The sequence below is a fragment of the Candidatus Methanoperedens sp. BLZ2 genome, from assembly GCF_002487355.1.
Taxonomy (GTDB): Archaea; Halobacteriota; Methanosarcinia; order Methanosarcinales; family Methanoperedenaceae; genus Methanoperedens.
In genome coordinates this window covers 1-25,681 of sequence record NZ_NTMG01000077.1, presented here as the reverse complement: position 1 = coordinate 25,681, position 25,681 = coordinate 1, and the positions used below count along the sequence as shown (strand labels likewise).

Below are 25,681 nucleotides of genomic sequence, written 5' to 3'. Positions count from 1 at the left end.
GTAGAAAGCTTTATTTAATGAATTCTACAGGTTAAATCATGGAAAATTTACCAGATGATATCTTTTTTGTTGAGAACCTGTACACCGAAAGATCCAAACAACTGGCATCTGAGATTTGCAACGATACAGCACATGAAATTCTAAAAGAATTATACAAAAACCCGTCATCCATAACTGATCTCTCAAATAAACTTAATATTCCCATGTCAACTGTGCAGTATCATATTGATAAATTACAAGAGCTTGGTGTAATTAGGATATCCAGAAAAAAACTAGGAAAAAGATTGAGGGATGTAAAAATGTATGTATATGAAAAAGAAAGCATAATCCTCCTATCATCGATAGGGAAAAGTGAGTTTGGCTCTTTATTAAATACTTTTCTCTTCCAAAAAATAAAAGGGCAGATACCAATAACTGTAGCGCTAATTTTTTCAGCTGGTTCAATCCTGTCATTTATAGGAAGCTGGCTACTTAAAAAAGAGATTGAGAGTTCCTTAATGCTTCCGTCTTATTATGATATCAGGGATATAGCTGTTGAAGAAATCGGAATTAACATGCTTCTGTTATTTCTCGGCATGTTCTTTCTCTCAGGATCAGCAATTTCAATTATACTCATTTTGCTGGTAATCAGACTGAGAAAATGAAGGATCTGGCTGATAAAGTACTTGGAGATGCCGGCTTCTATAAACAAAGTTGTTTAGTGGCGATAAAAGATATAATCGCTTCGATGCGCAATGTTTTTCTTGAAAAAAGTTAGAAGCAGAGATTATTGTTTTATCTAAGATTGGTAAAGTTAAGTACTTTTCCGACAATCTCTATTTATTAACTCGGTACTCTATAAAATAAGTACAAAATTCCTGCTATAATCAATATCACGATCAGAACTGCTAAAATCACCATAGTATCGCTTTTATTGCCATTTGTTTCATTCATGTTCCATCATCCTCTGGTCTTATTAGTACTTTTTATCATATATAAATTCATCCAAAAATTTCGGAGCTTATCCGGGGACCCTGTTGTAACGTTTTGAAGCCACACTCAACATATCCCTGGGAATAGAATGCTTATTAATAGCCAGATAATTTTTAATTATGGCCAGTTCGTTCTGGTATGCTGAGGCAATTGATTCTGCATAAAGAAGGCCATCGTTTGTAAGGACATATTCATAACGCTGCTGCCACCGCCCCTTTTTTTCAAAATACCGCAGGTCTTCATCCACCATTCCCATCGCTACAAGGAGCTGGATATCCTCGAAAAGCTTATCGCTATATGAGAAGCCGTAACGGGTATGGAACCTGTAATCAAATAAATTCTTTAATTTTTCATCTTTTCCAAGCTCCCTTACAAGATAATATATCTTTGCAATATTTCGAAGCCTTGGCATAGTGATCTTACCGTCAGCCTCACTGCTGAACAACCTGTGGGCGCTGTAAAAAATAAGAAGAATCCCTTCTATCGGGAGATAGTTTTCATTCCTGATAAAACGCAAAAGGTCAGGCGAAAGATTCTCGATGCCCAGCAAGAAATCACAGGACGCATGAGAAAGCGCAGTGTTATCCCCTGCCCTTCCAAATACACATAGCGATATCTGGCGCGAGATAGCCCTCACAAGACCGTTGGCAAGTGTGGATTCATCGTACAGGAAACTCTCCTCCTCACCTATCTTTATGCGTGTGCTTTTTGGTATCCCGCTTGCGACATCAAGGTCAACAAGAACAGATGCACCATATTTATCGGCAAAACGTTTTGCAAGTCCGTCTTCGAACATTTTCTTGGCAATCCCATTCCTGGCAATGGTGGAAAGCGCCATTCTTGTCCTGGGATTCAGGTTCTTATGGGTGAATCGCGCCACAGCATTGCAAATGGAGGCGTTTCGGATATTTGCTATTAATTTCCTTGAATTTTCATCCCCATTTGCTTCTATGAAATTTAAAAGATCACTGTCATTGTATGTTGTAAAGAATTTCAATACGGCTTCTTTTACATCATTCCCCGACTCTTTATACCGTGCAAGTGTTTTTTCAAGAGCATGGAGCATCATTACTCTTGCCCCCTGGGTGCCTGGATTATGTATTATCGCAGAATAGTGATGCGCCCTGGCGATCAGCATGGATTCAGCGGCAGTAAGAGCCATGTCCTCATCATAACTGAGCATCCCGCCAAGAATGATCCTATCATTATTGAGCGCCATACTTCCGATGATCTGGTCAACATCAACAAGCCCGAAAGAAACACCGGTGTGGTAGGAATCACGCAGCAGGAAATCGATCCTGTCAGCGTCTATATCGTTTGAGATGATCTGGGAAAGATATGGTTTTGAAACGCCCTCAATATCCCCTGTTGCAATTCTCGAGATTTCCTGGAAAAAAGAAGCACCTGCATATGCACCGATTTCAGGTATTATATGTAAAGAATTCGCTATGATGTGTTTTGTGAACATCTCATGGTTCAGGAAATTCTTTCCATTTAATACTGGCTGGTATTGGGGATTACGTTTCAGGATGCTTTCCACCACATGCGAAAAAGCGCAGTGGCCGATATCATGTAAAAGTGCTGCAAGCCTCACTTTCACAATATCCTCCTCATCCAGCCCCAGCGAACGGGCGATCTTGTCTGCAATGAATAATGTGCCGATGCTATGTTCAAAACGCGTGTGGTTCGCGCCCGGAAATGCAAGGTCGGCAAGACCAAGCTGCTGGATGCGGCGCAGGCGCGCCATTTCGGGTGTATGGATGATGAGCTGCTCAAGATTGCTTATTGCCACATGACCATAGATGGGGTCGATGAGTGAAGGCATGATGAGTTATTTATGATTGATGGGTATTAAAATGAATCTTTTTTTAAGATGAATCTTTGCAAAGTGCTTGCAACCTTGTCATCAAACCGCACGATTCCCGCAGGAAGCTTTTGTCCAGCGTTGCGGAGGATGGATGTTTCTGTCGGTCGCAGTTCACTTGTGGTGACAGACTGAGGCTTCTGATATTGATGTACCCGGCGAAGTGTTTTGGGATATCACGCTACGTTTTTTCTTCATATTGGGGGCACAGAATAAGTGGATTTCAATTCAATTCAAATAGTTTTCGCAGTTTCTCAACAACTTGTTTTTTCATTTCTGGTGATAATTCACCCAACTCTCTGCATATCAATGAAGTAGTAACTGTCATAAGGCGGTGTAATCGCAGTGCTGATGATACACGCAAACCAGTTACATTGAAATTCTTGTCATTACTATCCAGCATAACATCTGTTTCGAGAAATTCCTGATCTGTATTACTTGTGATAAATGCTAGAATAACGTGGCGATGCTGTCCAATTGGATCAGTCAGGCATACAGCGGGTCGCACTTTCTCAGCCGATAGATCATCGAATGGAAAAGGAACAAGAACTATTTTATCTTTCGTCATGGAATGGTTTTCCATCAGTCAATGAATAGATGTCTTCTTCCGGTTCTTTCAAAAAATCAAAGGATGGGTCTTTTGCTGCTGCATACAGCCATTCCTTCTCATTTATGTCTCCTTCTTCAGCCAGCAGTATGATGACACGAACCTTTGCCGGACCAGCAAAAGGTAGTGGCTCATCCAAGAAAAGATGATGATTCTTATCTACCGTTCCTGTGGTTTCAATAGCTCTAAATGTACTTTCCAAAACTGTTTCCTTCCTCTATTTTATATCAATTTCTTTCAACTTATTTTCAAGAAATCATAGTTTCCAAATAACTTATAACTTTCTTCTGATATTCATTTATCTTCTGAGATTTCCTAAATCTTCACCAGCGGCGGCGCTTCCGTCGGGGTCGCAAACCCCAGCGCCTGAATTTTGATGTTGACAAAAAGTGTTAATGCACGTCTATTCTATGCTATCACATTAAATTTGCTACAGTTTCAGCCGTTCTTCCAGTTCCTTCACTTCCCCATCCCGCCTGTGATACCCCATCTTCCCGATCATCTCCTTTGCAATCGCCAGCTCCCCCCGTGCCTTCTCCTTATCACCTATAGCCAGATACAGCCGCGCATATCCCAGGCGGCAGTCAGCCTTATGCAAGCCCATCTCACCGCGCTCAGCAATGGTCATGGCTTCATCAAGGTCGTGCCTGGCTTTGTTGAAATCGCGAAGCGCGATGAATAGCTCAGAGCGGGACATGAGGCTGGATGGTATATAATCTTGTATCCCTGCATACCTCAGCCTATCCACTGCTATGTTCAGGTACTCGGCAGCGCGGGTGAAATCGGCTTCTATATCATTAATTTCTTGAATAAGATACGCCCTTCCAAGGGATAGATTATCAAGGCCGATGGAGTGAAGTGCATACCATCCTTTTATCTTCCCCCATTCCAATGTCTGCGTGGCTCAGCTTATCACATATAGATATCTGTCCATTCTCAACAGTAAGTCGCAGTACATAAAGCCTGCAAGAGCGTGGAGATAAAAAAACTTAGGTTGAAATTTCTTTTGCATATCCTCAGCTTTTCTGAAAAGAGCTTCAGCTTCGGATATGCTGCCTGCCTGATGCAAAATATTTGCCAAAGTGGTCCGTTTGCTTATTCGTTGAAAGCATCACCGCTTTTGTCTGCCAGCTTAACGCTCCGTTTCGCATAGTTCTGAGCTTGCCTAATGTCGCCCATGGCAAGGTAGATTTCACTGATATTGCCAGTAATTCTAGCTGCATTACTCCATTGGTTTAGTGCGATAGTAACCTTCAAACCTGCCTTCATTGGCTGCACCGCCTCACCCAAACGACCGAGCGATCTCAAGCAAAAGCCTGCCGCATTCAGGATAAAGGCTTTATATTCATCAGTAAGCACAGATGCTGCCATGTTCCCAGAACTATCCAAAAAATTAGACAATGCTGCTAAATCGGCAGCAAATGTTCCTAACTTTCTCCAGCTAAAACCTTCAGCTTTTCTTCGAATCCTACCATAAAATATTTGAGCAGCTTCTTGCTGTCTATCTGCTTGGCAGCCGTGCGCTACCGTCAAATAAAGAGGTGTCATCTCCTCAATGGTATCAGGATATTCCTTTGCATGGGATTTGTAATACTCATACAACCTGCTGTGCGCCTCTTTCCATGCAGCCGGATTGCTGGTTTTAAGCCTCTCGCCAAAATATTCACGTATCAGGGGATGGCAATCAAGAGCATCAAGTCTGTGCTGGTCTTCCTTCGCTATGAGTTTTACTTCTCTCAGGTTATTCAAAGCAAAACGCCAGTTATCTTTCGATAATCCTTCAAGCTTTGATGTCAGTCCATTAATAGGTAGCTCTGCCCTTAGCGCACCGATTGCGCCGCCCTCAGCAGGTCTATCAAAAAGCCCTATGATGCGCAGGATATCAAGTTCAGGTTTGCCTTCAAACCATTTTTCATAAGACGCCATCACTCTCATGGCATGTTTTCCCTGTCTGGGCTCGTTCATAAGCTTACTGATCTTATCGCGCTGTGAAATATCGCCATCATAAACAACTTTAAGGTAGCTTCCAAGCAGCATCAGTGCCAGTGCGTGACCCTCATATTCACAGACAGCCTGTTTGAGTTCATCCTCTTTGCCTTTTGCGCCAAGATGCAAAAGAAGCTCGGCGCCAGCTTCATCTGAGAGATGTTCAAGCGGAATGTTTTGCACTGAAGTCCTAATAAATTCTTTGATATCATCCACTTCCATGCGTGTGGTTATGACGCAAAGTCCGGGATTGTGATTGGCAAGCTCACGCAGCAGCGTTTTAAGAGCAGGATCCTTAATTTGTCCCTGCCCCTCACCCGGCGGATTTTGCAGAGGCTCAAGCCCGTCAAGGATGAGCAGAGTGTGCTGTTTCCTTATGAATTCAGCAAGGCGCACACCCTTATCCCACGGTGAACCTTTCGTGGGGTCAGGGTCACCGAACCACCGCAAGGCAGACGCGATGAACAGATCAGCAGATGCCTGTTTTCCTTCCGATGCACCCTGGCTGTAGAACGACCAGCCGAACACGCGCTCTGCGCCGCGGAAATTGTCTGCCCTCATCCTGCCAAGCCATGAGTTTACGAGTGCGGTCTTACCCACGCCTCCCCATGCTACGAAACAGATGATGTTCGTTTTTGGGTTTTTCCAGGCATCATCAAGGAGCTTCAGTTCTTTTTCACGACCGAATAGTTCGGGATTTGTGGAAGGGAGTTTGGCGAGAGAGATTTTCTCAGGAGGTAATGGCAGATATCTGCCTTCTTTGGATATTTCTGCTGCATGTCCAACGATATTTGCAATCTCCTCGGCGATCGCTGCCAGGTCGGTTTCGATCTGAAACTCAGTTCCTCCAATGAGCGGTTTTCCATCTCTGGGATGAAGATTCATTCGGGATAGCCATTTGATCCGTTTCCAGGCACATGGTCTTATGACTACTGGAAAAATCCTGAGTCCTTCTTTTTCCCTCCGCTCAAGTAACTTTGGCACTTCTTCGTCCAATATGAATTTTGAGTTGAGAAAATCTGCCGAAACCAGAAGCACAGCCGCACTGGCTTTTTTCAAGGCATCTTCAATCTCCTTTTTCCAGTCTGCGCCTGCGCAGATGTGGCGGTCATCCCATGTGTCAAGAATGCCTTCCTGTGCCAGCGCTCCAAGATGGATCACAATACGGTCTTTCCATGCTTCGTCCTTGTGGCTGTAGCTGATGAATACTGTAGGTTTTGTCACCACATTATTTTCCACCTGCAACCTCCATTTTTAAATACACAATGACCATCTACATGCTGATTATGAACGAATTCATGTTCTTTGATACCGCAATTGTTGTTTATGCCATCATATAAATACTTTGATGGGCGCCTACTTTTGGACAGGATACGATTTTAGATGAGTGAGGAGAGTAAGCCCCTTATGTTCAGCGCAAGGGCGAGTACCCCTGTAGCACTTTTGCGGCATTCAGCTATGCGCCTCTTAGATGATCCTTATTCCTGTTTTAAGAGCTTCACTAACAATGCTTATTTGGTCCTTTTTTCTTGCAAACTCATCAGGAGTATAACATAAGACATCCACAACTTCTGTGCTCCTGTCAGTCAACAAACCTATGGACTCGATGAACTTGTACATTCTTTTTGTGAACTTTATATCAGAGAATTTATTTGACACAACGATCAAGTCAATATCACTATATTCACCAGGGCTTCCATGCGCTCTTGATCCCCAGAGCCACATCTCATCAGGTGCATACATGGATTTAATTTTGGAGAGATATTTATTTAAGAAATAGTTCACTTTTTTATCAAATGCCATCTAATCCTCCCGTTGAAGACGATTTTTTGCTAATTCAATAATTTGTTCTGCCTTATTGATTCCATCTTCTGCATCTTCATGATCAACATTTTCATAAGGTACAATATCGCCCACATCAGGATATCTGAGAACCAGATAATACGAATCAAGCTCAGCTACAAGTTTTAAAACTTCATCTGGCATATCTGTTAGTTCAATCAACTTTCTAAGAGAGTGTGTTCTTGGCGGTTCCTCTCTTCTCTCTTTAATATATAATGCTTTTAATATCTTTTCAGCCGCTTGTTCACATAAAATCAAACATACATCATAAGCCTCAATGTCAAGGTTCTTTCTGGCATTTTCAAGGTCGTGGTCAGCTTGCCGCACCCATCGGTCTAATATTTCATCCAGATTATTTAGAACCATATACCCATCAATTATCTTTATGTTTTAAATATTATTTGATGAGTTAAAATTTGAGTGAGGAGAGTAAGCCCCTTTATGTTCAGCGCAAGGGACGAGTGCCCCTGTAGCGCTTTTGCGGCATTCAGCTATGCGCCGTACTCGGACAGGTCTGGACTGCCCTTTAATGCCCTATTTCGGCTTGCACCCGCGTGGATTCGCCGTTCCATCCGCATACACAAAGACCATCATCCTTTCGGAATCATCGCATTAGAAGCGCTGCGGTATCGTTTCTGTTCCAGAGCCAGGATTCTCACCCTACATGCTTGCGCATGTCCGCGGTCCAGATGGTGAGGGGACTTTCCTCAGCAGACTAGCTGCCGGCGGCCGCTCTTCCTCTCTCACTCTATAATTGGCGAGGTATGGTTTATAATTACCGACGCAGCAAAAACTCTTTGAAATCTCCCTTGAATTCTTCCCAGATAACTTCTATGCCTGTCACTCTTGCATATTCAGGGCCTACCCTGCACCACTCCAGCATTTTTTCAATTGTGTCCTTTTTACCTTCAAAAACAGCTTCCACCCGCCCGTCAGCAAGGTTCCTGACCCAGCCGAAAAGATCTAAATTCTTCGCCATATCCTTAGTGCTTGACCTGAAGAACACACCTTGCACCTTCCCCGAAATAAAAACATGAACTCTGATATTCATTATTCTACCCTTTCAAGATTCTACTTTTTCCCATAATACCTTTTTGTTTTTTCCACTTTTTTTGATATTTCTCAGTTTGTGAAAATCATTCAGCATTTCAAGAAGGTCTTTTCTTGAAATTGTAATATTATAATTTTTCAAAAGACCTTTTTTAATCTCTTCATTGGTAACCGGCTTATCCAGTAATTTTTGCACAAATCCAGCCAGGTCTTCATAAAAAGCCCATGGATATATTATCCAGTTCCATTCCTCATGTTTCTCGCCCCAATAATCCGGAACCACAGTTGAACAGGTTTTATAATGGAGAACCGCTGTCCTGATTCCCGTGGGATTCTTTTGTTCCAGGTAATCCAGTATTACTGAAAAACTATCTCCTGTATCCGCAACATCATCCACAACAAGTACATTTTTCCCTGAAATGTCCGCTTCTTCCGGAAGCGAGAATTTTATCCTTGCAGTCTCATTTTTTGAAGCGATCCCCCAGTGTTCTGTCCTTATCGATACAAGCTCATCCAGCAAAAGAAAATCGCATACCATACGCGCTGGAACAAGCCCGCCCCTTGCGACCCCTATAACAATATCTGGCTTATATCCTGATTCAATTATTTTTTGTGCAAGCGCTCTTGCAAGCCTGTAAGCTTCATCCCAGCTTATAGTATTACATTTAATAGAATTTTCCATTAATATAAAAAAGAAAGAGAATGGATCTACAGGAGTCCCGATCTTTGCAGTAACATCAAATCCTCGGTATTCAGTTTCTCACCAAGCTTGAACTGGGCATATACCTCTTCAGCTTCCTTCTTGGCCTGTTCTCTTATGGATTCGTCCTTACCTTCTTTTGTCTTTCTCTTTAATCCGATGATCACTTTATTGATCTCCCGGATCTCTTTCTGTGTCTGGATGAACAATCTGTGCTGTTCGTCAGCAGCTTCCTGAGCTTTCACAAATTCCTTATGTGCTGCATCAGATTCTGCTCTTATTGTATCAGCTTCCTTGAATATCACGATCATCTTATCATGATATTGCTGTGCTGCATCAGCAAATTCCTTAACTTTGTTGTGATGTACCAATGCTTCATCGCGAAGAGCCTGGGCCTGTTCAAGTAAAGTCTTTAACTCAGTATTGCCCTCAAGCTGCTGTTTTTTGTGCTTGAGCTCATCGGTCAGTTTTGTTATACTATCAACAAGTTCCCGTTCCTTTGCAGGTGTCATTACCTCGGTCTGCTGCCTGAATTCCAGCCCATCGATCTGTTTTTTTAATTCTTTAAGTGAAGGGCCGTCACCGAGATTGAGGCCTTTGCGGATCTTATCGATTTCCGCATAAATTTTATTAGCTTGATCATTTAATTCGTCGCGTTTGAGTTTGGATTGAGCAACCTGTTCGTTATTCTCATCACGCAACTTTTTGAGTTGTTGTGCCTCTTCAATAAGCTCTTTTGTACGTTTGTTTAAATCATTCCTTTTCGCAGCACATTTACTCGCTTCAAGATTGAATTCATTTCTTTTTTCCTTATACTCTTCCGACTTGTCTTTTAAGTCACCTTTTCTACCCTGTAATTCATTTAACAACCTATAGTCCTCCTTTTCCAACAATCGTTGGGGATTATGCATTTCATAATGCACGATACATGTCCTGGATAACCCGGAACAGCCTTGCGGCTCATCACATTTATACAATGATTGTGGGCATTATTGCCAGATTAATATTTTGAATCTTCAAAACAATTTGAAACAATTATGTCTGGAGATGAACTCCAAATCACTGCATCATGAATGAATGATTTCTCCTCATTCTACCACATCCCTTTTAACCTTTTCGGAAGGGGTAATCAGGAAAAAATTAAACAAAATAAAAAAAATTAGTATGCGGAAATCCCCTGGAGAGAGGACAACCGCTGTATGCGTTTGAGCATATTCGGATGTGTGCTGAACATTTCCATTAACTTATCACCGGTTTTGACTTTTATCGGGCGTGTCCGGAGAGTCATAAGTTCATTTATATCGATAGTTCCGCTTCCATCAAGGTCGATCTGGGATAATTCCCTTATATCACTGCCAGCGCGCGACGGGTCATTAGCAAAGAAGGCTTTCATGCCCTCTATGGGTTTTAATGATTCTTTGGAAACCCTGGCACTCCCATAAACAAGTTTATAAAGAGCTGATGCAAGATGATGCGGTGAGCTGCCGAGTTTCACTGCGCCTTCATCTGCATAATATTCCCTGATCCGTGATACGTACAGGACAAGGAGATTTGTTATCAAATATATAATGAGAGCCACTATTCCTATAAGAATGCCATTTCCCCGTTCCCTGCCGCCTGAGAACAACTGGTTCCATGCAAAGTACCAGCATATCATGGGAATTACGCTTATCATCGTTATGATCGCAACATCCCTGTGTTTCAGGTGGGATATTTCATGCGCCAGAACCGCCCTCAGCTCTTTTTCATTAAGGAGGTTCATTATACCTTCCGTAACACAGACTCTTCCGTCTTTTGCCCAGCGCCCGAATGCAAATGCATTGGGTATGGGTATTCTGGCTATGCCAATCCTGGGTTTTGGAATACTGGCATCTCTTGCAAGTTCAGTAACCATCCTGTGAAGAGCCGGATATTCTGCTTCAGTAACATAATGTACACCCATTGACCATTCTACCATCTTTGGTCCTATCATGTACTGGATCAGCATCATGACTGTGGCAAGAACACCATAAAAGAAAAATCCTGATATTCCCATATAATTTGCTGCAAATGCCACAAGCCCGTATACTATGGCAAATAATACTGCCATTATAAGATACAATCTTAATTTAAGCCACATATTCTATCATCCTTATATTTTCTTAAATAAATACTTTATCATTCTTATATTTTCTTAAATAAATACTTTATCAACCTTATTTCGCGCAGAAAAAAGTGCCGCACTCCCTGCTACCTTTGCTGCAAAACAATCTGCCTGCTCTTCAAGTTCAGGCTCGGAGGACGATGAAAATGCCATCAGTGCAAGCCTGGAAAGAAATGGCATTCTTGAATTATACCTTATATGCCAGGCCTCATGCGCAAGTACAGCCTTCAACTCATCATCACCCAATATTTCAAGAAGTCCTATTGATATGAAAATCGAGCGCCCTGCAGCAAATGCTTTTGGAACCGCGGAGTCAAAATAATATACCCTGGCCGATGTAAGCTTATCCACATATTCCTGTGTCCATTTCAATATGCTTCCTGCGGGTTTTGCTTCAAGGCGTTTTATCATCAGCCTGTCATAGTAACGCAGCGTACCAAATATCAGGATCGTAGAAATAGCCTGATAAGCAAAAAAGAGATACATTGACAGCATCTCACTGCAATTCATGAGATAATATGTTAAGGTTACACCGATCAGACCCGAAACCTGCGCAAAAGCAAATATTTGAAGCCTTTTTTTCGGGTTCTTTAACATTAAGCTTGCTGCTACTGATGTTAATGATATTATAACAATAAAAGCCACAATTGGCACCCATGATCTTAAACACTGCCCATAGCAGGTTATTTCACCGAATATATTCATTTTTTATCACTATATTTTGAAAAGTTCTCAACCGCAAGAGGTCCGAATGCCTGTACAAGGCTGTCCAGGATCTTTGTTGTGATCTCGCTGGCAGCTTCTTCTTCTGAAAGGACCGGCTCATAAACGTATCTTACTCTTCCATTAACCATTTCAGTTCTTCGTGTTGTATATCCCGCCTTCACAAGCCTGTCAAGAGTACCTGCAACACTTGTCAATGGAATATTTGTCTTTCCTGTTAGCTCTGAGGTGGTCATTTCTCCTTCGCTCCATAATGCCCGGAGTATTGCAGCCTCTATGGGACTGAAAAATTTAGTGAGGCCGTCATTTGAAATGTTGATTTGATCGAGCTTAACCATCTGTTTACAATTAACGTAAAAGATATTAAAGGTTACTACTCTACAAAATGACTTTCCATTTTATAAGAATCCCATCATCCACTTTCTCGCAGGATATAAGGGCAAGCCTGCAAAAATCAGATGCATATCCTTCACCATCCACCAGCGTCGGGGCGTTTTTTCCTCCTATTATGATATTCCCGACAAAAGTATACACCTCATCCACAAGCCCATTTGAAATCAACCCCCAGTTGAGGGTTGCGCCCCCTTCGATCATAAGGCGGTTGATACCCCGCTTCTTTAATTCGGAAAGAAGTTTGACAAGGTCAACATTCTTTTTCCCGATACAAATTATATCGGCAAACTTTGAAAGCCTCCGGACTTTATCAGACGGCGCGCTTCCAGAAACAGCGATTATGCGTTTACCTTCACCTTTTTTAAAGATATCTGCATCAACCGGTGTTCTTGCGAGGCTGTCAACAACTATTCTCACTGGATTTTCCGAAAGTCCCAGGGCACGCCTTTTATCCTTCCTGTCTTTTGATTTCACAGTAAGGCTCGGATTATCCGAAAGCACAGTACCGATTCCCACCATAATGGCATCGGATGATGCCCTGAGTTCATCCATGCGGTCAAAATCCGGGCTTCCAGATATCCGGGTCTGCCTGCGTTCAATTGTGGCAATTTTTCCATCAGCGCTCATGGCCGCGTTAATAAAAACAAATGGTCTGGAGGATTTTCCAGATTCATTTCTGATTGTGGAAGGATTGGACATGGCTTTCTCTTATCCTTCAAAGCTAAAATATCTAAGCTTTAACGAAAAGCTGAAATGCTTATATAGTGTTTTGCTAAGAGTTTTAGATATTATCTAAAATAGAACACAGATGACACAGATCAAACGGATTTTCACGGATATTTCTAATCCGTGCGCATCCGTGTCATCCGCACAATCCGTGTTCTATCGCCTTTTTTTTAAATGATTGTATATATTCTTATTTTTTTAATCGCTTATGCAAACTACTATAGTCCAATTAGACCGATTTATCTGGTGATATATTTACCAGCACAGGGCGCCTTTACTTATACACGATGTTGGTGGAAGTGTATTTTTCATTTCATTATTTTGTTATATATAATTTTGGCGGTTTCATTAGGTAATAGACCTGTTGTGTTAATCTGAAATTCCTTTTCATATTTAATTTTCAGAACTTCATCATTTAACTTTTTGCAAATATTGAAATCTCTAAATTCCCCTTTCTTACGTGATTCAATTCTTTTTTTTAGCTCTTCTTCCGTTGTATAAAGACCAAATATACCGATGGACAACTCATTATTCAGATGATTTAGCTTTTCAAGATAATTCAGGATTTTATCACCACTAAAAGTGTCAATAACTATCACTGGGCTGAATCCTAATTGAATGAAGTCAATAACTAATTTTGTTGAAATATTCAATATATTTATGTGTTCATTCTGGTTTGTCCAATCTACGGAAATTACCATTGAACGTAAAATATCAATCTCCATTCTTACGCCTTTTGGAAAAAATTCTGAAAGACTTATCGCTGATTGTGATTTTCCAGAACCTGGCGCACCTCTAATTATTATTATATCAGCTTTTTCGCTTTTCATGTATTGTAAACAAGTGCTGGTATATTACATGATAAATTCTTGCAAGGATAATTACAGTTTTTCATAATTTTTGAAATCTCAGTTGAACGTTTCTTACATAATATAGGAATAATGTCCTCTCTTCCAATATTGCCTAATGGTTCTTTTGCAATAGGAATACGATAATGGTCAAAACATTTTACAACATCGCCATTAGGATAGATGCAAATATTTTTTCGAGCTGCACAAACAATATCATTCTTATTTTCAGAAATTTGTTTGGCTTCTTGCCAAATACCTCCAAAATCCATATACGGTTGAGAGACATGTAGAATACCAACATCTTTACAGAATGCTATAATTTTGGGAATATCATTTATTGTTTCGTGAGCAAGAACCGATTGTATTCGTAACTTGTCTCCTAACATTTTTTTTGCTATTTGCAAATTATTCATTACTGCATCGAAATTGTCTCTACCTCTAAATTCAGACCATTTCTCTTTATCTAATGTGTCAATCGAAATAACAAGAATATGATCTAACTTAGAATATCTATTCAGAAAATCTTCATTAATTAATGAACCATTTGTAACTGTTATCATTGGAACATTAAGTTTTTTTGATACTTCTGCAATTTGAAGAACATCTTCCATAAATAACAATGGTTCACCACCAGTTAAGGTCACTTGATATAAATTATGATGTAATGACTTTAAGCAATTTATGAAATCTGATATTTTTAGATGTTCACTATCTGGCTCAGGATTTTTCCAAATTCCACATTTTAAACATCTTTCATTACAACGCCTCGTAATCATATAAATTAATTCATTCCCTTTCACTCCGTAGAAACGTCTTATAGGAGTTTTGTACCATCTGTATATACTCCATTCTATTGTTTTTAAAAACACTAATGGTAAAATAAGGTGTTTCTTTTCGATGCGCTTAGCGAAAGGGCGTATTTCTCCTAAGTAGTCATAAATTACATGGGATATGCTCGGTTGGTTTGCTTTTCTTCTATAAATCAGGCTCATACATATTTCCTTTGTAAATTGATTCTGATGCGTCCCAAAGTAATACTGTATGACCTTCATATACAGTTGCACTTGAACTCTTATATTTTTTAAATAGTTTCACAAATCTTTTAAAGCCAGTAATTGAGTCTCTATAGCCGTAGTCATGCCACAATTTTGCGTTGGCGCAAAATCCAATTTTATATTTGCTTCGAAGACGTAAACATAAATCAACATCTTCACCAGCTGCTGTTGGGAATCTTTCATCGAATCCGAACTGTTCAGCAACAGTGGATTTCATGCCAAAATTCAATGAAGGCATATACCATAACTCTTTTTTCTCAGGCAAGAGCCACTTGCCACTTAAGGTTCCATTTATGTCATGATAGTAATCTAACAAAGTATTCCCATAAGAATATGTCATACCACCTACGGCACCAAATTCTGTATGTCTTAAAAATGATGTCATCTGCTCATTCCATTCCTTATCCAGAATACAATCATGGTCAGTAAATAATAGATACTGTGCGTTGAGTTTTAATGCATTTTCAATTCCGATATTTCTTGCCCTTGCTGGTCCCCCATTATCAGATAATTTTATGTGTTCAAGAAAATCAAATTGTAGTTTATAATCAAATGGGCTTGCATCCTCAACTAAATAAACCTTGTCAAATTTCTGAGTTTGATTCTGAATACTAATCAATAATCTATTTAGGCAATCAATGTCCCATTTGGTTTTTATATAACAGGGAATTATAAGTACACTCATATTCTATTTTTTGAATGAATAATATTTTTTTATAAAAGTATTAATTGTCCTAAAATTTTGGTGATTTTCTTTAATTTCGCCTATAGCCCGTCTATAAGGATTAAATATTTTCGGAACAATAAAATCATAATAATTAAAAATTTTAATTTTTTTTATCTCGATAACATGCCCATGTCCAATGAACCCTGTAATTTTTTGAAAATAATATTCTTTTTTAACAGTGGCAACAGTAAATTGGTTTTCATCAGGAATCCTTGGCACGAATACAATATTTCCAACTTTCATATCTTTCATACCTTTCAAAATATTATATCTTCCCATGGCATCTTCACAATCAACTTTTTCCCCCTGGACCTTCCATGCCAATTTTATGTAATTTTCAAGCCATTTTTTTTGGGGGTGATTCAAATCTAAATTAATCCTATTAAATGACGTTCCCCAACCTTGTCTCAATTTGCCTTTCTCAAAAAGTTCATTGTTTAAAATAGCCAAATCTAAATCTGGATAATCGCTAAATTTTATTGGAGATGTTTCATGTCTATATCTTTTTATATCGTCCCTGTCTAAATCGACAGGACATTCATTAGATGGTTCTCCCGAATTTCCCAATGATAATCTAAATACCCACAATCTCATATTCATTATTTAATTCTCCTTGAAATTTTTTTACCTTTTAAGATTTTCTAATATCAATGAAATCACAACCCTTAATAATTTTCAGATATGCACCTACAACATATTCTCCCTTTTCTGTTTTCATATATCACCGATTTAAAGTTCCAAGTTTGTCAGTATATATTTCTCTGCAATCCTTTTTGTCTCATCAAATCCTCTATTGAGGTATATTGCTCCGAATAATGCTTCGAAGACTTCTGCATTTAATATTTCATTGGTTTCATAATCGAGAGGTGGATTTTCGATATTCATGTACTTCACCAACTCAAGTTTGAATGCGATATTTGCAAAGTTCTTATTGGTTTCTTTCTCTTCGCCACATATTTTTGTGAGTTCTCCGATATCCGAAACTGGATTTTTCTTGAAAAAATGTTCCCTTATTATCAGTCTTAATACCGAATCTCCGAGAAAAGCAAGTCTTTGATTATTTAATGAGCTGTTATTACTGCTATGGATAAATGCTTCTTCATATAGTTTAATTTCCTCTGGATATAATGCAAAAGTGCCATTCAAGAATTCTAATAGGTTGTCTGGCTTTTTACTCATTAATCAGTCTCCTTATGGATTAAATGACTGTTTAATAATATATAACTACCTACTACCGCAATGTCGGCATAAGAGAGTATTGCCGTCAAGCAACGTCAACCCCTCGCCAAGTGTGAAACCGTTATTTTTAATTAACTTTAGCGCCATTAAATCCCGTTGACCTGATGCTAATATTAATAATATTAATATTTTCTGAATTTTGTCTTTGTCTTAATATCTTTTATGGACAATTTATGGTATCACATTGAGGAAACGTAGTTAGAAAAGCTTATGAACGGCAAAATACTGTAAGAACCTGAAAAGTAATAATCTTATAAAAATAATTCGTTGATTTGGCGAATTAGCTGGTGATAATCTTGAAGATACTTGTAAGCGACCCCATATCCGACCAGGGTGTCGAGATATTAAAAAAAGAATTTGATGTTGATATTGCAACTGGCCTTAAGCCCGATGAACTGATCGCAAAGATCGGTAATTATGAAGCCCTCATTGTCCGAAGTGAAACGCAAGTTACAAAAGATGTCATAAATGCCGGCAAAAAATTAAAAATCATAGGCAGGGCTGGAGTCGGTGTGGATAATATTGATGTTAATGCAGCCACAGAACGGGGAATAATAGTAATTAATGCGCCGGAAGGCAATACCATTTCAGCAGCTGAGCATACAATAGCCATGATGATGGCAATGTCAAGGAACATCCCGCAGGCAAATGCATCCCTGAAAGGCAAGAAATGGGACCGGAAAAAATTCATGGGTGTTGAGGTCAGGGGAAAAACACTCGGGGTTGTGGGACTTGGAAGGATCGGTGCAGAAGTCGCAAAACGCGCCCAGGGAATGGAGATGAATATATTAGCTTATGACCCTTTCATATCTCCTGAGAGGGCTAATGAACTTGGTGTTGAGCTTACAACCGTCATAGACATTGTTAAACGGGCAGATTATATTACTGTACATACCCCCCTCACAAAAGAAACAAAAGATCTTATCAGCACAAAGGATTTCGCTGTTATGAAGAAGGGGGCTCGAATTATAAACTGCGCAAGGGGAGGCATCATTAATGAAGAAGCGCTTGCAAAAGCAGTAAAAGAAGGCATCGTAAGCGGTGCAGCGATCGATGTTTTCGTGACAGAGCCGCCTTTTGACAGCCCTCTTATCGAACTTGACCGTGTTATTATGACGCCGCACCTTGGAGCATCCACAGAAGAAGCTCAGATCAATGTTGCCATCTCTGTTGCCGAGCAGATAGTCAATTCCTTAAAAGGCCTCCCTGTGAAAAACGCCATCAACATGCCATATATAAAACCCGATGCCATGCAGGTTCTTGAGCCTTATTTCCCTCTTGCAGAGAAAATCGGAAAGCTCTGTATGTATCTTATAGGGAGCAATTATGAAAAAGTAGAAATTTCATACTGCGGTGAAATCGCAGAGCATAATGTGGCACCTTTAACACTTGCAGTATTAAAGGGCCTGCTTGAACCTGTTCTTGGTCCCGGGGTCAATTACGTAAATGCCCCGATCATAGCAAAAGAGCGAAAGATCAAGATAATAGAAAGCAAATCCAAGACGAACCAGGGATATTCCAGCCAGATCGCAGTGAAATTGACGAAGAAAGGAGAAGAAAAAATTGTAAGCGGCACCATCGTTGGAAAAGAGTCGCGTATAGTGCAGATCGACGAATACCGGATCGATGTTGTTCCTTCAAAATATATGATAGTTGCAAGACACAAAGACCATCCCAACATCATCGGGCCGTGCTGCATCATACTTGGAAAGAACAATATCAATATAGCAGGAATGCAGGTTGGCCGGATAACAGCGGGAGGTGAAGCTATTATGGTACTGAACATCGATAGCGAAGTAGATGAAGCGATACTGGATGATATCAAAGCCGTTTCCGGCATAATTGATGCAAAACTTGTGGTGTTATGAATAAAAAATCTCTGGAGATCACACTGGCGCTTGGGTCAGTTGTGATTTTTATTATTTTGATCGCGGCATCAAAAATATTGCTGAAAACATCGGCAGGATTCGGATATACGGCTTCATTGCTGCTTTTTATTATTATAATGGGACTGGCAGGATTGAAGCTGGCAGAAATTCCGGATAAGTGAATTTATTTTTGCCGACCTATATTAACAAAAAACTGAGGGATTGCTGTAATCCCACAGCTCATTGCAATCGATGGAGCACAAACACACTCTTTATTTCGTATCCCTGGATGTTTCCTTTTGGGCTTCTTTCTTCGGTTCCGCCGGGGGTTTGGGCGGTATGGTCTGAGTCCTGAATATGTCGCTGATGCTCTCTTTTGGCGCACCCGGTAAAGGTGGTTTAACGTCTGTGGAAAGACCCATCAGGTTTGCAGTAAGAACCACAAGGTCGTCCACGCCTATTTCCATCTTCAGTTCGTCCCTTCCGTCAAGCAGGTTGCGCCTGCAAAAAGGGCATGTGCTGATCAATACCTGGGCACCAGTGGCCCTGGCATCCTTCATCCGGTCTTTAGCAACAGCAAGTGCAAGGTCCGGGATACCGGCTTTCACGCCTCCGCCTGCACCGCAGCATCTCTGTTCTTTGCGATTCCTTTCCATTTCGATAAGCTCAAGACCGGGTATGCTTTTCAGGACCTTTCTTGGCTCCTCAAATATGCCGACATGTCTTCCCAGGTGGCATGGGTCGTGATAAGTTACGGTTTTATTAAAACTCTTTTCCCATTTAATCTTCCCGGCATCAAGCTGTTCTGCGAGGAACTGCGACATATGGATCGACTCAAAAGGCAGCGGCTTCCCATAGGCGCGAGGCCAGTCTATTTTTGAAGCCCTGAAACATCCTGCGCACGCGAATATTACCCTTTTTGCGCCGCGTGCTTTCAATGCCTCAATATTATGTAAAGCAGCCTTTTTCGGAACATCATCAAGATGCTGCTGTCCGGTCCTTATAAGTGCTGAAGAGCAGCACCATTCATCTTCTCCGAGAACCATGAACGGTACATTGAGTTTATTCAGGATTCTTGCAGTGCTGATACAGAGCACCTGCTGGTTGTATCCTGCAGTGCAGCCGATGAAATATGCAATGTCGGATTTCTCGGCTATCCTGATATCAGGCGTCATCCAGGCGAGGCGGTCTTTTTGCTGCTTCATATACGGATTGTGTCCTTCCCCGATCAACCTGGGGAACAGGCTCTGCTTACCATAAGGACCAAATCCGCGCTTTACAAGGTTTGCACGATTTGCTTCCCATAGTTCGACAGTGTCAATTCCGGCACAACACACTGTGCCGCACATACCGCATACTGTACAGTTATACAGATCGTCGGCATATTTTTTCAATTCTTCATCCGGTATCTTTGCAGGTCCGAAAAGTTTTGCCTTCCAGCCATAGCTCCTTGTTACGTACTCCCTCCATCGCAATATTTTATCCCTGGGTTCGATAGCCTGGTCTTTATTTCTTCCATCATAGGTCGGGCAATACTTGACGCATTCGCCGCATCTTGTGCAGGCATCGTATTCCATCAGTTGAGTGGGGGTAAAATTTTGAAGAGAAATTGCTGGTTTATTTTTTGTCATATTATTCTCCTATATTAGCCGAACTATAAATATTGTTCGCCTGGATACTAACAATTTTGTTTCCCTATTGTGAGTCACAGCAAGCCAGAAAAGAATAGAATAATGAACTCAAAACAAGCAAATTAAAGCCTGCTCTTCCAGTTTTGGCACAATCTGCAAGAAAAATCAAATTCTGGAATTTTTGAATAGATATCTACAGATATTGATAAAAAAAAGAAAAAAGAAAAAAATTATTATTTAAACTTTATCCAGAAGTTCAACGCCTGTTTTCTTTACATTGGGCTTGTTGATCTTTGCTGGCATCCATTTTGGTTTGTTCTTTGGAGCAGCAACGACTTCTGTCCATCCTTTGTAGATGTGGATCTTCTTTGTTCCTCTCTCCCTTAATCTCAATTCAACTGGTTTTGATTTTGTTCCTTTGCTGCGGTTGGCTGCCTTTAATGCTGCCTGGCGCGGCTGGTGACCGGTAAATACTCCAGTCTCTTTACCATTCTTTTCCCTTAATACAAAATTTCTTATTTCTGCCATATTTTATTCATACCCCGACAACGTTTTGTTGTCTTGTAGTACAATCATGCATCATAGTATATAAATGTTGTTGTGAAAACTGTGGCAAAGCCTATTGTTTTAATAAAATGATTCCATACATAGTGGTATTTCAGCCGTTGAAAAAACCGATTCAGGTGGAGTAAAATTATAATTACATGAATAAAAAACAATTGTCATAGAATAGTTAAACAATTTGAAAATGAATAAAGCAGTATCTATAAGTGTAATTTATGGAAATATTTTAAATAATGCGGTTATTTGATAGAAGTTTCTTCCAGCACTTTAATATTCCCTTCAAACAAAAAAGGGATTGTGCCCCTTAATAACAGAGTCAGGAAAAATGTGTTTGGCCTTGTACCATGCATTCACGGCGCAAGATTATCGGAAAGTGCCCGGACAGCAGGAAAGACTACGCAAGAGCTGCTCGATTTCAGTGTTAACATCAATCCGCTGGAGCCGCCAAAATTAAGATCGATATTATCAGCCGCCTGCAAGGACATAAACAATTATCCGGATAACAGATATCCGGGTTTTAAAAAAGCTGCGGCTGATTATCTTAAGGTATCCTCCGAAAATATCGTTCCTGGAAATGGCTCGTCAGAACTGATCCGCCTTTTTGCAGAAACGGTTATTGAGCCGGAGGATAAGGTAATTATTCCGGCCCCCACTTTCTCGGAGTATGAATTCCAGTGCCGCCTCCTGGGAGCGCGTATTGAAAATGTCAATTATGATGATATTTTAAACACTGATATTGACAATTGTAAAGCTGTTTTCCTGTGCAATCCGAATAATCCCACAGGAAAGCTCCTGGACCGGAAACAAGTCCGTTTGTTTGCTGAAAAATGCAGCTGTGCTGAGGTTTTTTTATTTGTGGATGAGGCATTCATTGAACTTTCCGATCCACGCGAAAGTATTGCAGATGTCGCAGCATGTAACGATTTTGTGATCGTTTTGCGCTCCCTTACAAAAACATTCGCAATCCCGGGGTTAAGGATCGGTTTTGCTGTTGCATCACCTGTTTTAGCAGATCTCATGAATAAATCCCGTCTTCACTGGAACATGAATTCAATTGCCGCAGCAGTTGGTGAAAATCTTCTCAAGTGTAATCAGGATTATATCAACAGGTCACTTGAATTATTAAAGAAAGAACGTAAATGGCTGACTTCAAAACTGGCTGGTGTCAGGGGCTTTAAACCATACCCCAGCGATACGAATTTTATCCTCATAGATTTGAGAGAGTTCGGTTTAAGTTCTGCTGACCTGACAGGGCGTATGTTAAGACATGGCATCATCATTCGTGATTGTGCATCTTTTAATCTTGAAAATCACATCCGTGTGGCTGTGCGAAAGAGAAACGAGAACCGCAGGTTGATCGCAGGATTCTTAAGCGTTATAAAAGAATGGGGAAGTGAACTTGCAGAAAAAGAGATCGGTAAAGCACTTGACCGGGGAGTTGCAGCAAGGAGCAGGATAGACTGTGAATATTACCCGTGCCACTTTGAAGGACAGGATTGCACATTCTGTTTCTGTCCCTTTTACCCGTGTGAAAATACCAGGACAGGAGGGGAACTTATTCACAGGTCAACAGGCGGAACGGTCTGGAGCTGCGCAGGCTGCAACCTCATACACCAGGGGCACATTGCGGAAAAAGTGCTAAAAGAGTTGATGAGCTGCAAGAAAATAAAAGACGTCTGGAAACATGTGATGGAGCCTGTTTTATAATGGATTTCCAGATACAGGTTTTACTTCTTGCGATTCTTTTTGATATTATATTCGGGGAGATGCCTTCGTCTTTTCATCCTGTCGTATGGATGGGAAAACTTATCAACCTGTTCGTGGGCGCCGCCCCGCACCATTACAGGAAAATGTATGGTTTACTGATGATGATTTTTTGTACAGGGATAACGGTTTTACTGGCAAGCTCCCTTAAATTGATAGGGACGGGGATATCCGGATTGGTAATTACGGCATATTTCCTGAAATCCAGCTTTTCCATTCGCATGCTGCTTGTTTCTGCAATCGGGATACAAGCGGACCTTGATTCAGGAAAGATAGAAAAAGTAAGAAGTGACCTGAAAACTTTTGTGGGCAGGGATACATCAAACCTCAGCGCGCATCAATCGGCATCAGCTGTAATTGAATCATTAGCAGAGAGCTTTGTTGACGGGGTTTTATCGCCTTTATTCTATTTCCTGGTTTTCGGTCTTCCGGGTGCACTTACTTACCGCATGATAAATACGCTTGATTCCATGGTTGGGTATAAGAAAGAGCCCTTCAAGGAGCTTGGGTATGCAGCGGCAAAGATTGATGATATTGTAAATTTCGTTCCTGCGAGAATGTCACTTCCAATTATCTTTATATCATCAATTTTCTTCGGCAAACCGATTGATGCTCTAAAAACTTGCATCAGTGACCATAATAAAACTGCCTCGCCCAATTCGGGATGGTCGATGTCCGCTGTCTCAGGCGCACTTAATGTACGTCTTGAAAAAGTTGGATATCATGTATTGGGGGATAAATATCAGCATCCGGGAGCAATACATATAAAAAAAGCAGTGTTTTTAGTAGGTTTTTCCTCTTTAATTGTTATTGGAGTAATATTTTTAATAGGAAAGATTCCATTAGTCCTATTTTGAATTGCAGGAGAAACTTATGAAATTATCAAATATCAAAAATGAAAAAAAGAAAAAAAACCAGCCCGTAGATGTTGATATTGACGCTTCTAATACGATAGGTATCATGAAAGTCCTTGAAGATGCCGGGCTTTCTGAAAATGTTCTCGTTAATGCTGCCATGGAACTTTATGTGCCCCATCCCGGAGTCGAAACCAGGGAAATCGCAGAAAAGGTATTTAAAAGAGAATTAAAACATGCGCTTTCTGATCCCAACCTGTGCATCCTGATATATTCTGGAATGCTTCTTGAAAAAGCCGGGGAGAAAGGAGAACTTCCGGGCATGAGCAAAGAGATCTTCAATAAAGACCTGACATTTCTTATTGTGGATGAAGTGATCGGGATGAGTATCGCAAAATACATCAGCGGAGACAAGGGGATCTTTGAATATGTAAGATTTGATAAATTAAAACCCGGTATCCTGTCAACACTTGGACCTTTCATGGATGATGTGGTCGCAGGGCTCATAGGTGGGGCATCCGCGAACATGTATTCAAGAGGAAAGGGCGATGGGACAAAACATGAAAAAAAGAAAGTAAAAAAGACAAAAGCAAGAAAGTCAACGACCGATATAAAAGCAGGCGGTTTCGCCGGATGAGGAAGTTCCTATCGGCCATCCGAAGCGGTTTTGGTTTTCTTTCTACGATACCTGTGGGTATAACCATGGAAGGTATCGAAAATCTAATGAAGCACATCTACCTGTTCCCGGTAGTGGGCGCAGTTATTGGTATTATTTTTGCATTAATTGTGATAGCATTGACAACATTTTCGATATTTCCACCCATAATAATCTCTTTATTCGTTATTATAGCGATCTATTATTTCACAGGATTCAATCATATTGACGGGCTTGCTGATTTTGGAGACGGTCTGGCAGCGCACGGGACAAAGGAGAAAAAGATCGCTGCCATGCGTGATACAGCTATTGGTACTGGCGGCATTGTTTTTTGTATGATAGCGATCCTTGGCGTTTTCGTATCTCTTGTTTCAATCCAGGAATCAGATAGATTCCTCCTTCTTCCTTATGCATTGATAGTGGCAGAAACAAGCGCCAAGCAATCGATGGTCACTGTAGCGGCTTTTGGCAGGAGGCTGCATGCGGGTTTCGGGGCAATGACCGTTGATAATACAAAGAAGTCAGACTTAATTATCGGGACTGTTTTTTCGGCAGCAGTTTGTTTTGTTGTTCTTGGAGTCATGGGTATTGGAGCATTCATAGTATCGCAATTGTCAGGGCTTCTTGTTCTTAATACTGCAAACCGCCATTTTGGGGGTGTGAGCGGGGATGTAGTGGGCGCAGCAAATGAGATCGGGCGACTTGCAGCCCTGCTTTATATCGGAGGTGCCGGATGGATGCTGTTGTAATGGCTGGCGGTAAGGGGGCGCGCCTTGGTAAAGATGAAAAACCACTCACACTCCTGTGCGGGAAACCACTGATACAATATGTGCTCGAAGCTCTTCTTGGTTCAAAAAACATCGAACGCATAATTGTGGCCACATCACCAAGAGTGAAAAGAACAAACGAGTGGCTTGATGACTTTAAGAAAGACTATCATGAAATTGAGATTATTCATATGCAGGGAGCAGGTTTTGTTCATGACATGATAGGCGCGGTAGAAGAAGCAGGTATCAGGGGGCGTGTACTCATCATGATGGCTGACCTTCCTCTTGTCACAAGCGGACTTATAGACAGGATAATCGAAAAATATTTCGAAGTAAATACACCTGCGCTTTCAGTTCATATGAAACTTGAGGTATTCACAAGGCTTGGCTTAAGACCTGATACTGTTTTTCATAAGAATAGCGATTTCATTGTCCCGTGCGGGATAAATATACTTGATGGCGAAAGTATTCGCAAGGAGCAGGAAGATTATAATCTTATCCTGGATGAGGAGGAGCTGGCGCTTAATGTTAACGCGCCTGGAGACCTTGCAGTTTGCGAGAGGTTTTTGGAGGATAGAAGATGAAATCCGCCTGGTCAGCGGCTTTTTGACAAATTCTTTATTGCAGCATAAATCAACCACGGAGAACACAGGCGCGCCGAGCAAGCTCGTAGTCGCCAGCAGGTGAAAATCCAGCATGA

At 40.8% G+C, this 25,681-nt stretch carries 29 protein-coding genes and 1 other RNA gene; 8 read left to right on the top strand and 22 right to left on the bottom strand.

The genetic code is table 11. The features are described from left to right. Nucleotides 1–38 precede the first annotated feature (38 nt). On the top strand, nucleotides 39–644 hold the full coding sequence (locus tag CL181_RS16295; protein WP_097300385.1) for a transcriptional regulator: 606 nt from the start codon (nucleotides 39–41) through the stop codon (nucleotides 642–644). A 356-nt stretch (nucleotides 645–1,000) separates the two neighbouring features. Here the strand turns inward: CL181_RS16295 and CL181_RS16290 are convergent, their stop codons facing one another. The 20 genes from CL181_RS16290 to CL181_RS16195 all read right to left on the bottom strand — a co-directional run bounded on the left by CL181_RS16290 (nucleotide 1,001) and on the right by CL181_RS16195 (nucleotide 16,818). Beyond that, nucleotides 1,001–2,797 (bottom strand): HD domain-containing protein, encoded by a 1,797-nt coding sequence (locus CL181_RS16290; RefSeq protein ID WP_097300384.1) that lies wholly within the window; start codon nucleotides 2,795–2,797, stop codon nucleotides 1,001–1,003. 262 nt (nucleotides 2,798–3,059) lie between these two features. Then, a complete protein-coding gene (locus tag CL181_RS16285; RefSeq protein WP_097300383.1) occupies nucleotides 3,060–3,404 on the bottom strand; it encodes a type II toxin-antitoxin system PemK/MazF family toxin in 345 nt (114 codons plus the stop codon). Beyond that, nucleotides 3,391–3,645 carry a hypothetical protein gene (locus CL181_RS16280; protein WP_097300382.1) on the bottom strand — a complete coding sequence of 85 codons (255 nt, stop codon included), beginning with the start codon at nucleotides 3,643–3,645 and terminating at the stop codon, nucleotides 3,391–3,393. Before CL181_RS16280 ends, CL181_RS16285 begins: the two co-directional genes overlap by 14 nt. A 228-nt stretch (nucleotides 3,646–3,873) precedes the next feature. After that, nucleotides 3,874–4,335, bottom strand: a complete 462-nt coding sequence (locus CL181_RS16275; protein WP_097300381.1) for a hypothetical protein — start codon at nucleotides 4,333–4,335, stop codon at nucleotides 3,874–3,876. 203 nt (nucleotides 4,336–4,538) lie between these two features. Continuing rightward, nucleotides 4,539–6,668, bottom strand: coding sequence for a TIR domain-containing protein (locus tag CL181_RS16270; protein WP_176505280.1), 2,130 nt, complete (start codon nucleotides 6,666–6,668; stop codon nucleotides 4,539–4,541). Between the two features lie 228 nt (nucleotides 6,669–6,896). After that, complete coding sequence (locus tag CL181_RS16265) at nucleotides 6,897–7,232, bottom strand: nucleotidyltransferase domain-containing protein (RefSeq protein ID WP_097300379.1); 336 nt, start codon at nucleotides 7,230–7,232, stop codon at nucleotides 6,897–6,899. Then, nucleotides 7,233–7,637, bottom strand: coding sequence for a HEPN domain-containing protein (locus CL181_RS16260; RefSeq protein WP_097300378.1), 405 nt, complete (start codon nucleotides 7,635–7,637; stop codon nucleotides 7,233–7,235). A gap of 52 nt (nucleotides 7,638–7,689) precedes the next feature. After that, nucleotides 7,690–8,016: RNase P RNA component (gene rnpB / locus CL181_RS16255), an RNA gene on the bottom strand. Between the two features lie 30 nt (nucleotides 8,017–8,046). Next, nucleotides 8,047–8,322 carry an acylphosphatase gene (locus tag CL181_RS16250; RefSeq protein ID WP_097300377.1) on the bottom strand — a complete coding sequence of 92 codons (276 nt, stop codon included), beginning with the start codon at nucleotides 8,320–8,322 and terminating at the stop codon, nucleotides 8,047–8,049. Nucleotides 8,323–8,334: 12 nt separating this feature from the next. Continuing rightward, nucleotides 8,335–9,003 (bottom strand): phosphoribosyltransferase, encoded by a 669-nt coding sequence (locus CL181_RS16245; RefSeq protein WP_097300376.1) that lies wholly within the window; start codon nucleotides 9,001–9,003, stop codon nucleotides 8,335–8,337. Between the two features lie 26 nt (nucleotides 9,004–9,029). Next, nucleotides 9,030–9,890: a coiled-coil protein gene (locus tag CL181_RS16240; protein WP_097300375.1), complete on the bottom strand. Its 861-nt coding sequence runs from the start codon at nucleotides 9,888–9,890 to the stop codon at nucleotides 9,030–9,032. A gap of 290 nt (nucleotides 9,891–10,180) precedes the next feature. Beyond that, nucleotides 10,181–11,140 carry a zinc metalloprotease HtpX gene (locus tag CL181_RS16235; RefSeq protein WP_097300374.1) on the bottom strand — a complete coding sequence of 320 codons (960 nt, stop codon included), beginning with the start codon at nucleotides 11,138–11,140 and terminating at the stop codon, nucleotides 10,181–10,183. A 54-nt stretch (nucleotides 11,141–11,194) separates the two neighbouring features. Then, nucleotides 11,195–11,869, bottom strand: coding sequence for a M48 family metalloprotease (locus tag CL181_RS16230; RefSeq protein ID WP_097300373.1), 675 nt, complete (start codon nucleotides 11,867–11,869; stop codon nucleotides 11,195–11,197). Next, nucleotides 11,866–12,225 (bottom strand): MarR family winged helix-turn-helix transcriptional regulator, encoded by a 360-nt coding sequence (locus CL181_RS16225; RefSeq protein WP_097300372.1) that lies wholly within the window; start codon nucleotides 12,223–12,225, stop codon nucleotides 11,866–11,868. Before CL181_RS16225 ends, CL181_RS16230 begins: the two co-directional genes overlap by 4 nt. A 40-nt stretch (nucleotides 12,226–12,265) precedes the next feature. Beyond that, nucleotides 12,266–12,979 carry a 2,5-diamino-6-(ribosylamino)-4(3H)-pyrimidinone 5'-phosphate reductase gene (locus CL181_RS16220; protein WP_097300371.1) on the bottom strand — a complete coding sequence of 238 codons (714 nt, stop codon included), beginning with the start codon at nucleotides 12,977–12,979 and terminating at the stop codon, nucleotides 12,266–12,268. 335 nt (nucleotides 12,980–13,314) lie between these two features. After that, entirely contained in the window at nucleotides 13,315–13,836 is a 522-nt protein-coding gene (locus CL181_RS16215) for a hypothetical protein (RefSeq protein WP_097300370.1), read from the bottom strand. After that, nucleotides 13,833–14,849: a radical SAM/SPASM domain-containing protein gene (locus CL181_RS16210; protein ID WP_176505279.1), complete on the bottom strand. Its 1,017-nt coding sequence runs from the start codon at nucleotides 14,847–14,849 to the stop codon at nucleotides 13,833–13,835. Before CL181_RS16210 ends, CL181_RS16215 begins: the two co-directional genes overlap by 4 nt. Continuing rightward, nucleotides 14,833–15,597, bottom strand: coding sequence for a glycosyltransferase family 2 protein (locus CL181_RS16205; protein WP_097300368.1), 765 nt, complete (start codon nucleotides 15,595–15,597; stop codon nucleotides 14,833–14,835). The genes CL181_RS16210 and CL181_RS16205 overlap by 17 nt, the downstream gene beginning before the upstream one ends. A gap of 3 nt (nucleotides 15,598–15,600) precedes the next feature. Further along, nucleotides 15,601–16,239 carry a hypothetical protein gene (locus CL181_RS16200; RefSeq protein ID WP_097300367.1) on the bottom strand — a complete coding sequence of 213 codons (639 nt, stop codon included), beginning with the start codon at nucleotides 16,237–16,239 and terminating at the stop codon, nucleotides 15,601–15,603. A gap of 129 nt (nucleotides 16,240–16,368) precedes the next feature. Further along, complete coding sequence (locus CL181_RS16195; protein ID WP_097300366.1) at nucleotides 16,369–16,818, bottom strand: ribonuclease III domain-containing protein; 450 nt, start codon at nucleotides 16,816–16,818, stop codon at nucleotides 16,369–16,371. A 356-nt stretch (nucleotides 16,819–17,174) separates the two neighbouring features. On the opposite strand from CL181_RS16195, the gene serA reads away from it, so the two are divergent. Together serA and CL181_RS16185 are read left to right on the top strand one after the other, a co-directional pair. Then, nucleotides 17,175–18,746, top strand: a complete 1,572-nt coding sequence (gene serA / locus CL181_RS16190) for a phosphoglycerate dehydrogenase (protein ID WP_097300365.1) — start codon at nucleotides 17,175–17,177, stop codon at nucleotides 18,744–18,746. Then, nucleotides 18,743–18,928: a hypothetical protein gene (locus CL181_RS16185; protein WP_097300364.1), complete on the top strand. Its 186-nt coding sequence runs from the start codon at nucleotides 18,743–18,745 to the stop codon at nucleotides 18,926–18,928. Before serA ends, CL181_RS16185 begins: the two co-directional genes overlap by 4 nt. A gap of 90 nt (nucleotides 18,929–19,018) precedes the next feature. On the opposite strand, the gene CL181_RS16180 is transcribed toward CL181_RS16185, so the two are convergent. Next, nucleotides 19,019–20,377 (bottom strand): (Fe-S)-binding protein, encoded by a 1,359-nt coding sequence (locus CL181_RS16180; RefSeq protein WP_097300363.1) that lies wholly within the window; start codon nucleotides 20,375–20,377, stop codon nucleotides 19,019–19,021. A gap of 237 nt (nucleotides 20,378–20,614) precedes the next feature. Continuing rightward, nucleotides 20,615–20,905 carry a non-histone chromosomal MC1 family protein gene (locus CL181_RS16175; RefSeq protein WP_097300362.1) on the bottom strand — a complete coding sequence of 97 codons (291 nt, stop codon included), beginning with the start codon at nucleotides 20,903–20,905 and terminating at the stop codon, nucleotides 20,615–20,617. 279 nt (nucleotides 20,906–21,184) lie between these two features. Between CL181_RS16175 and cobD the strand changes: the two genes are divergently transcribed. The 5 genes from cobD to CL181_RS16150 are packed head-to-tail and all read left to right on the top strand — an operon-like array spanning nucleotide 21,185 to nucleotide 25,565. Then, the gene (cobD, locus tag CL181_RS16170) at nucleotides 21,185–22,648 is read left to right on the top strand and encodes a threonine-phosphate decarboxylase CobD (protein ID WP_097300361.1); all 1,464 of its coding nucleotides are present in this window, start codon (nucleotides 21,185–21,187) and stop codon (nucleotides 22,646–22,648) included. Then, nucleotides 22,648–23,562, top strand: coding sequence for a cobalamin biosynthesis protein (locus CL181_RS16165; RefSeq protein ID WP_097300360.1), 915 nt, complete (start codon nucleotides 22,648–22,650; stop codon nucleotides 23,560–23,562). The genes cobD and CL181_RS16165 overlap by 1 nt, the downstream gene beginning before the upstream one ends. A 16-nt stretch (nucleotides 23,563–23,578) precedes the next feature. Further along, nucleotides 23,579–24,196, top strand: coding sequence for a phosphatidylglycerophosphatase A (locus CL181_RS16160; RefSeq protein WP_097300359.1), 618 nt, complete (start codon nucleotides 23,579–23,581; stop codon nucleotides 24,194–24,196). Next, on the top strand, nucleotides 24,193–24,963 hold the full coding sequence (gene cobS / locus CL181_RS16155) for an adenosylcobinamide-GDP ribazoletransferase (RefSeq protein WP_097300358.1): 771 nt from the start codon (nucleotides 24,193–24,195) through the stop codon (nucleotides 24,961–24,963). Before CL181_RS16160 ends, cobS begins: the two co-directional genes overlap by 4 nt. Beyond that, nucleotides 24,948–25,565, top strand: a complete 618-nt coding sequence (locus CL181_RS16150) for an NTP transferase domain-containing protein (RefSeq protein ID WP_097300357.1) — start codon at nucleotides 24,948–24,950, stop codon at nucleotides 25,563–25,565. Before cobS ends, CL181_RS16150 begins: the two co-directional genes overlap by 16 nt. The last annotated feature ends 116 nt before the right edge of the window (nucleotides 25,566–25,681 follow it).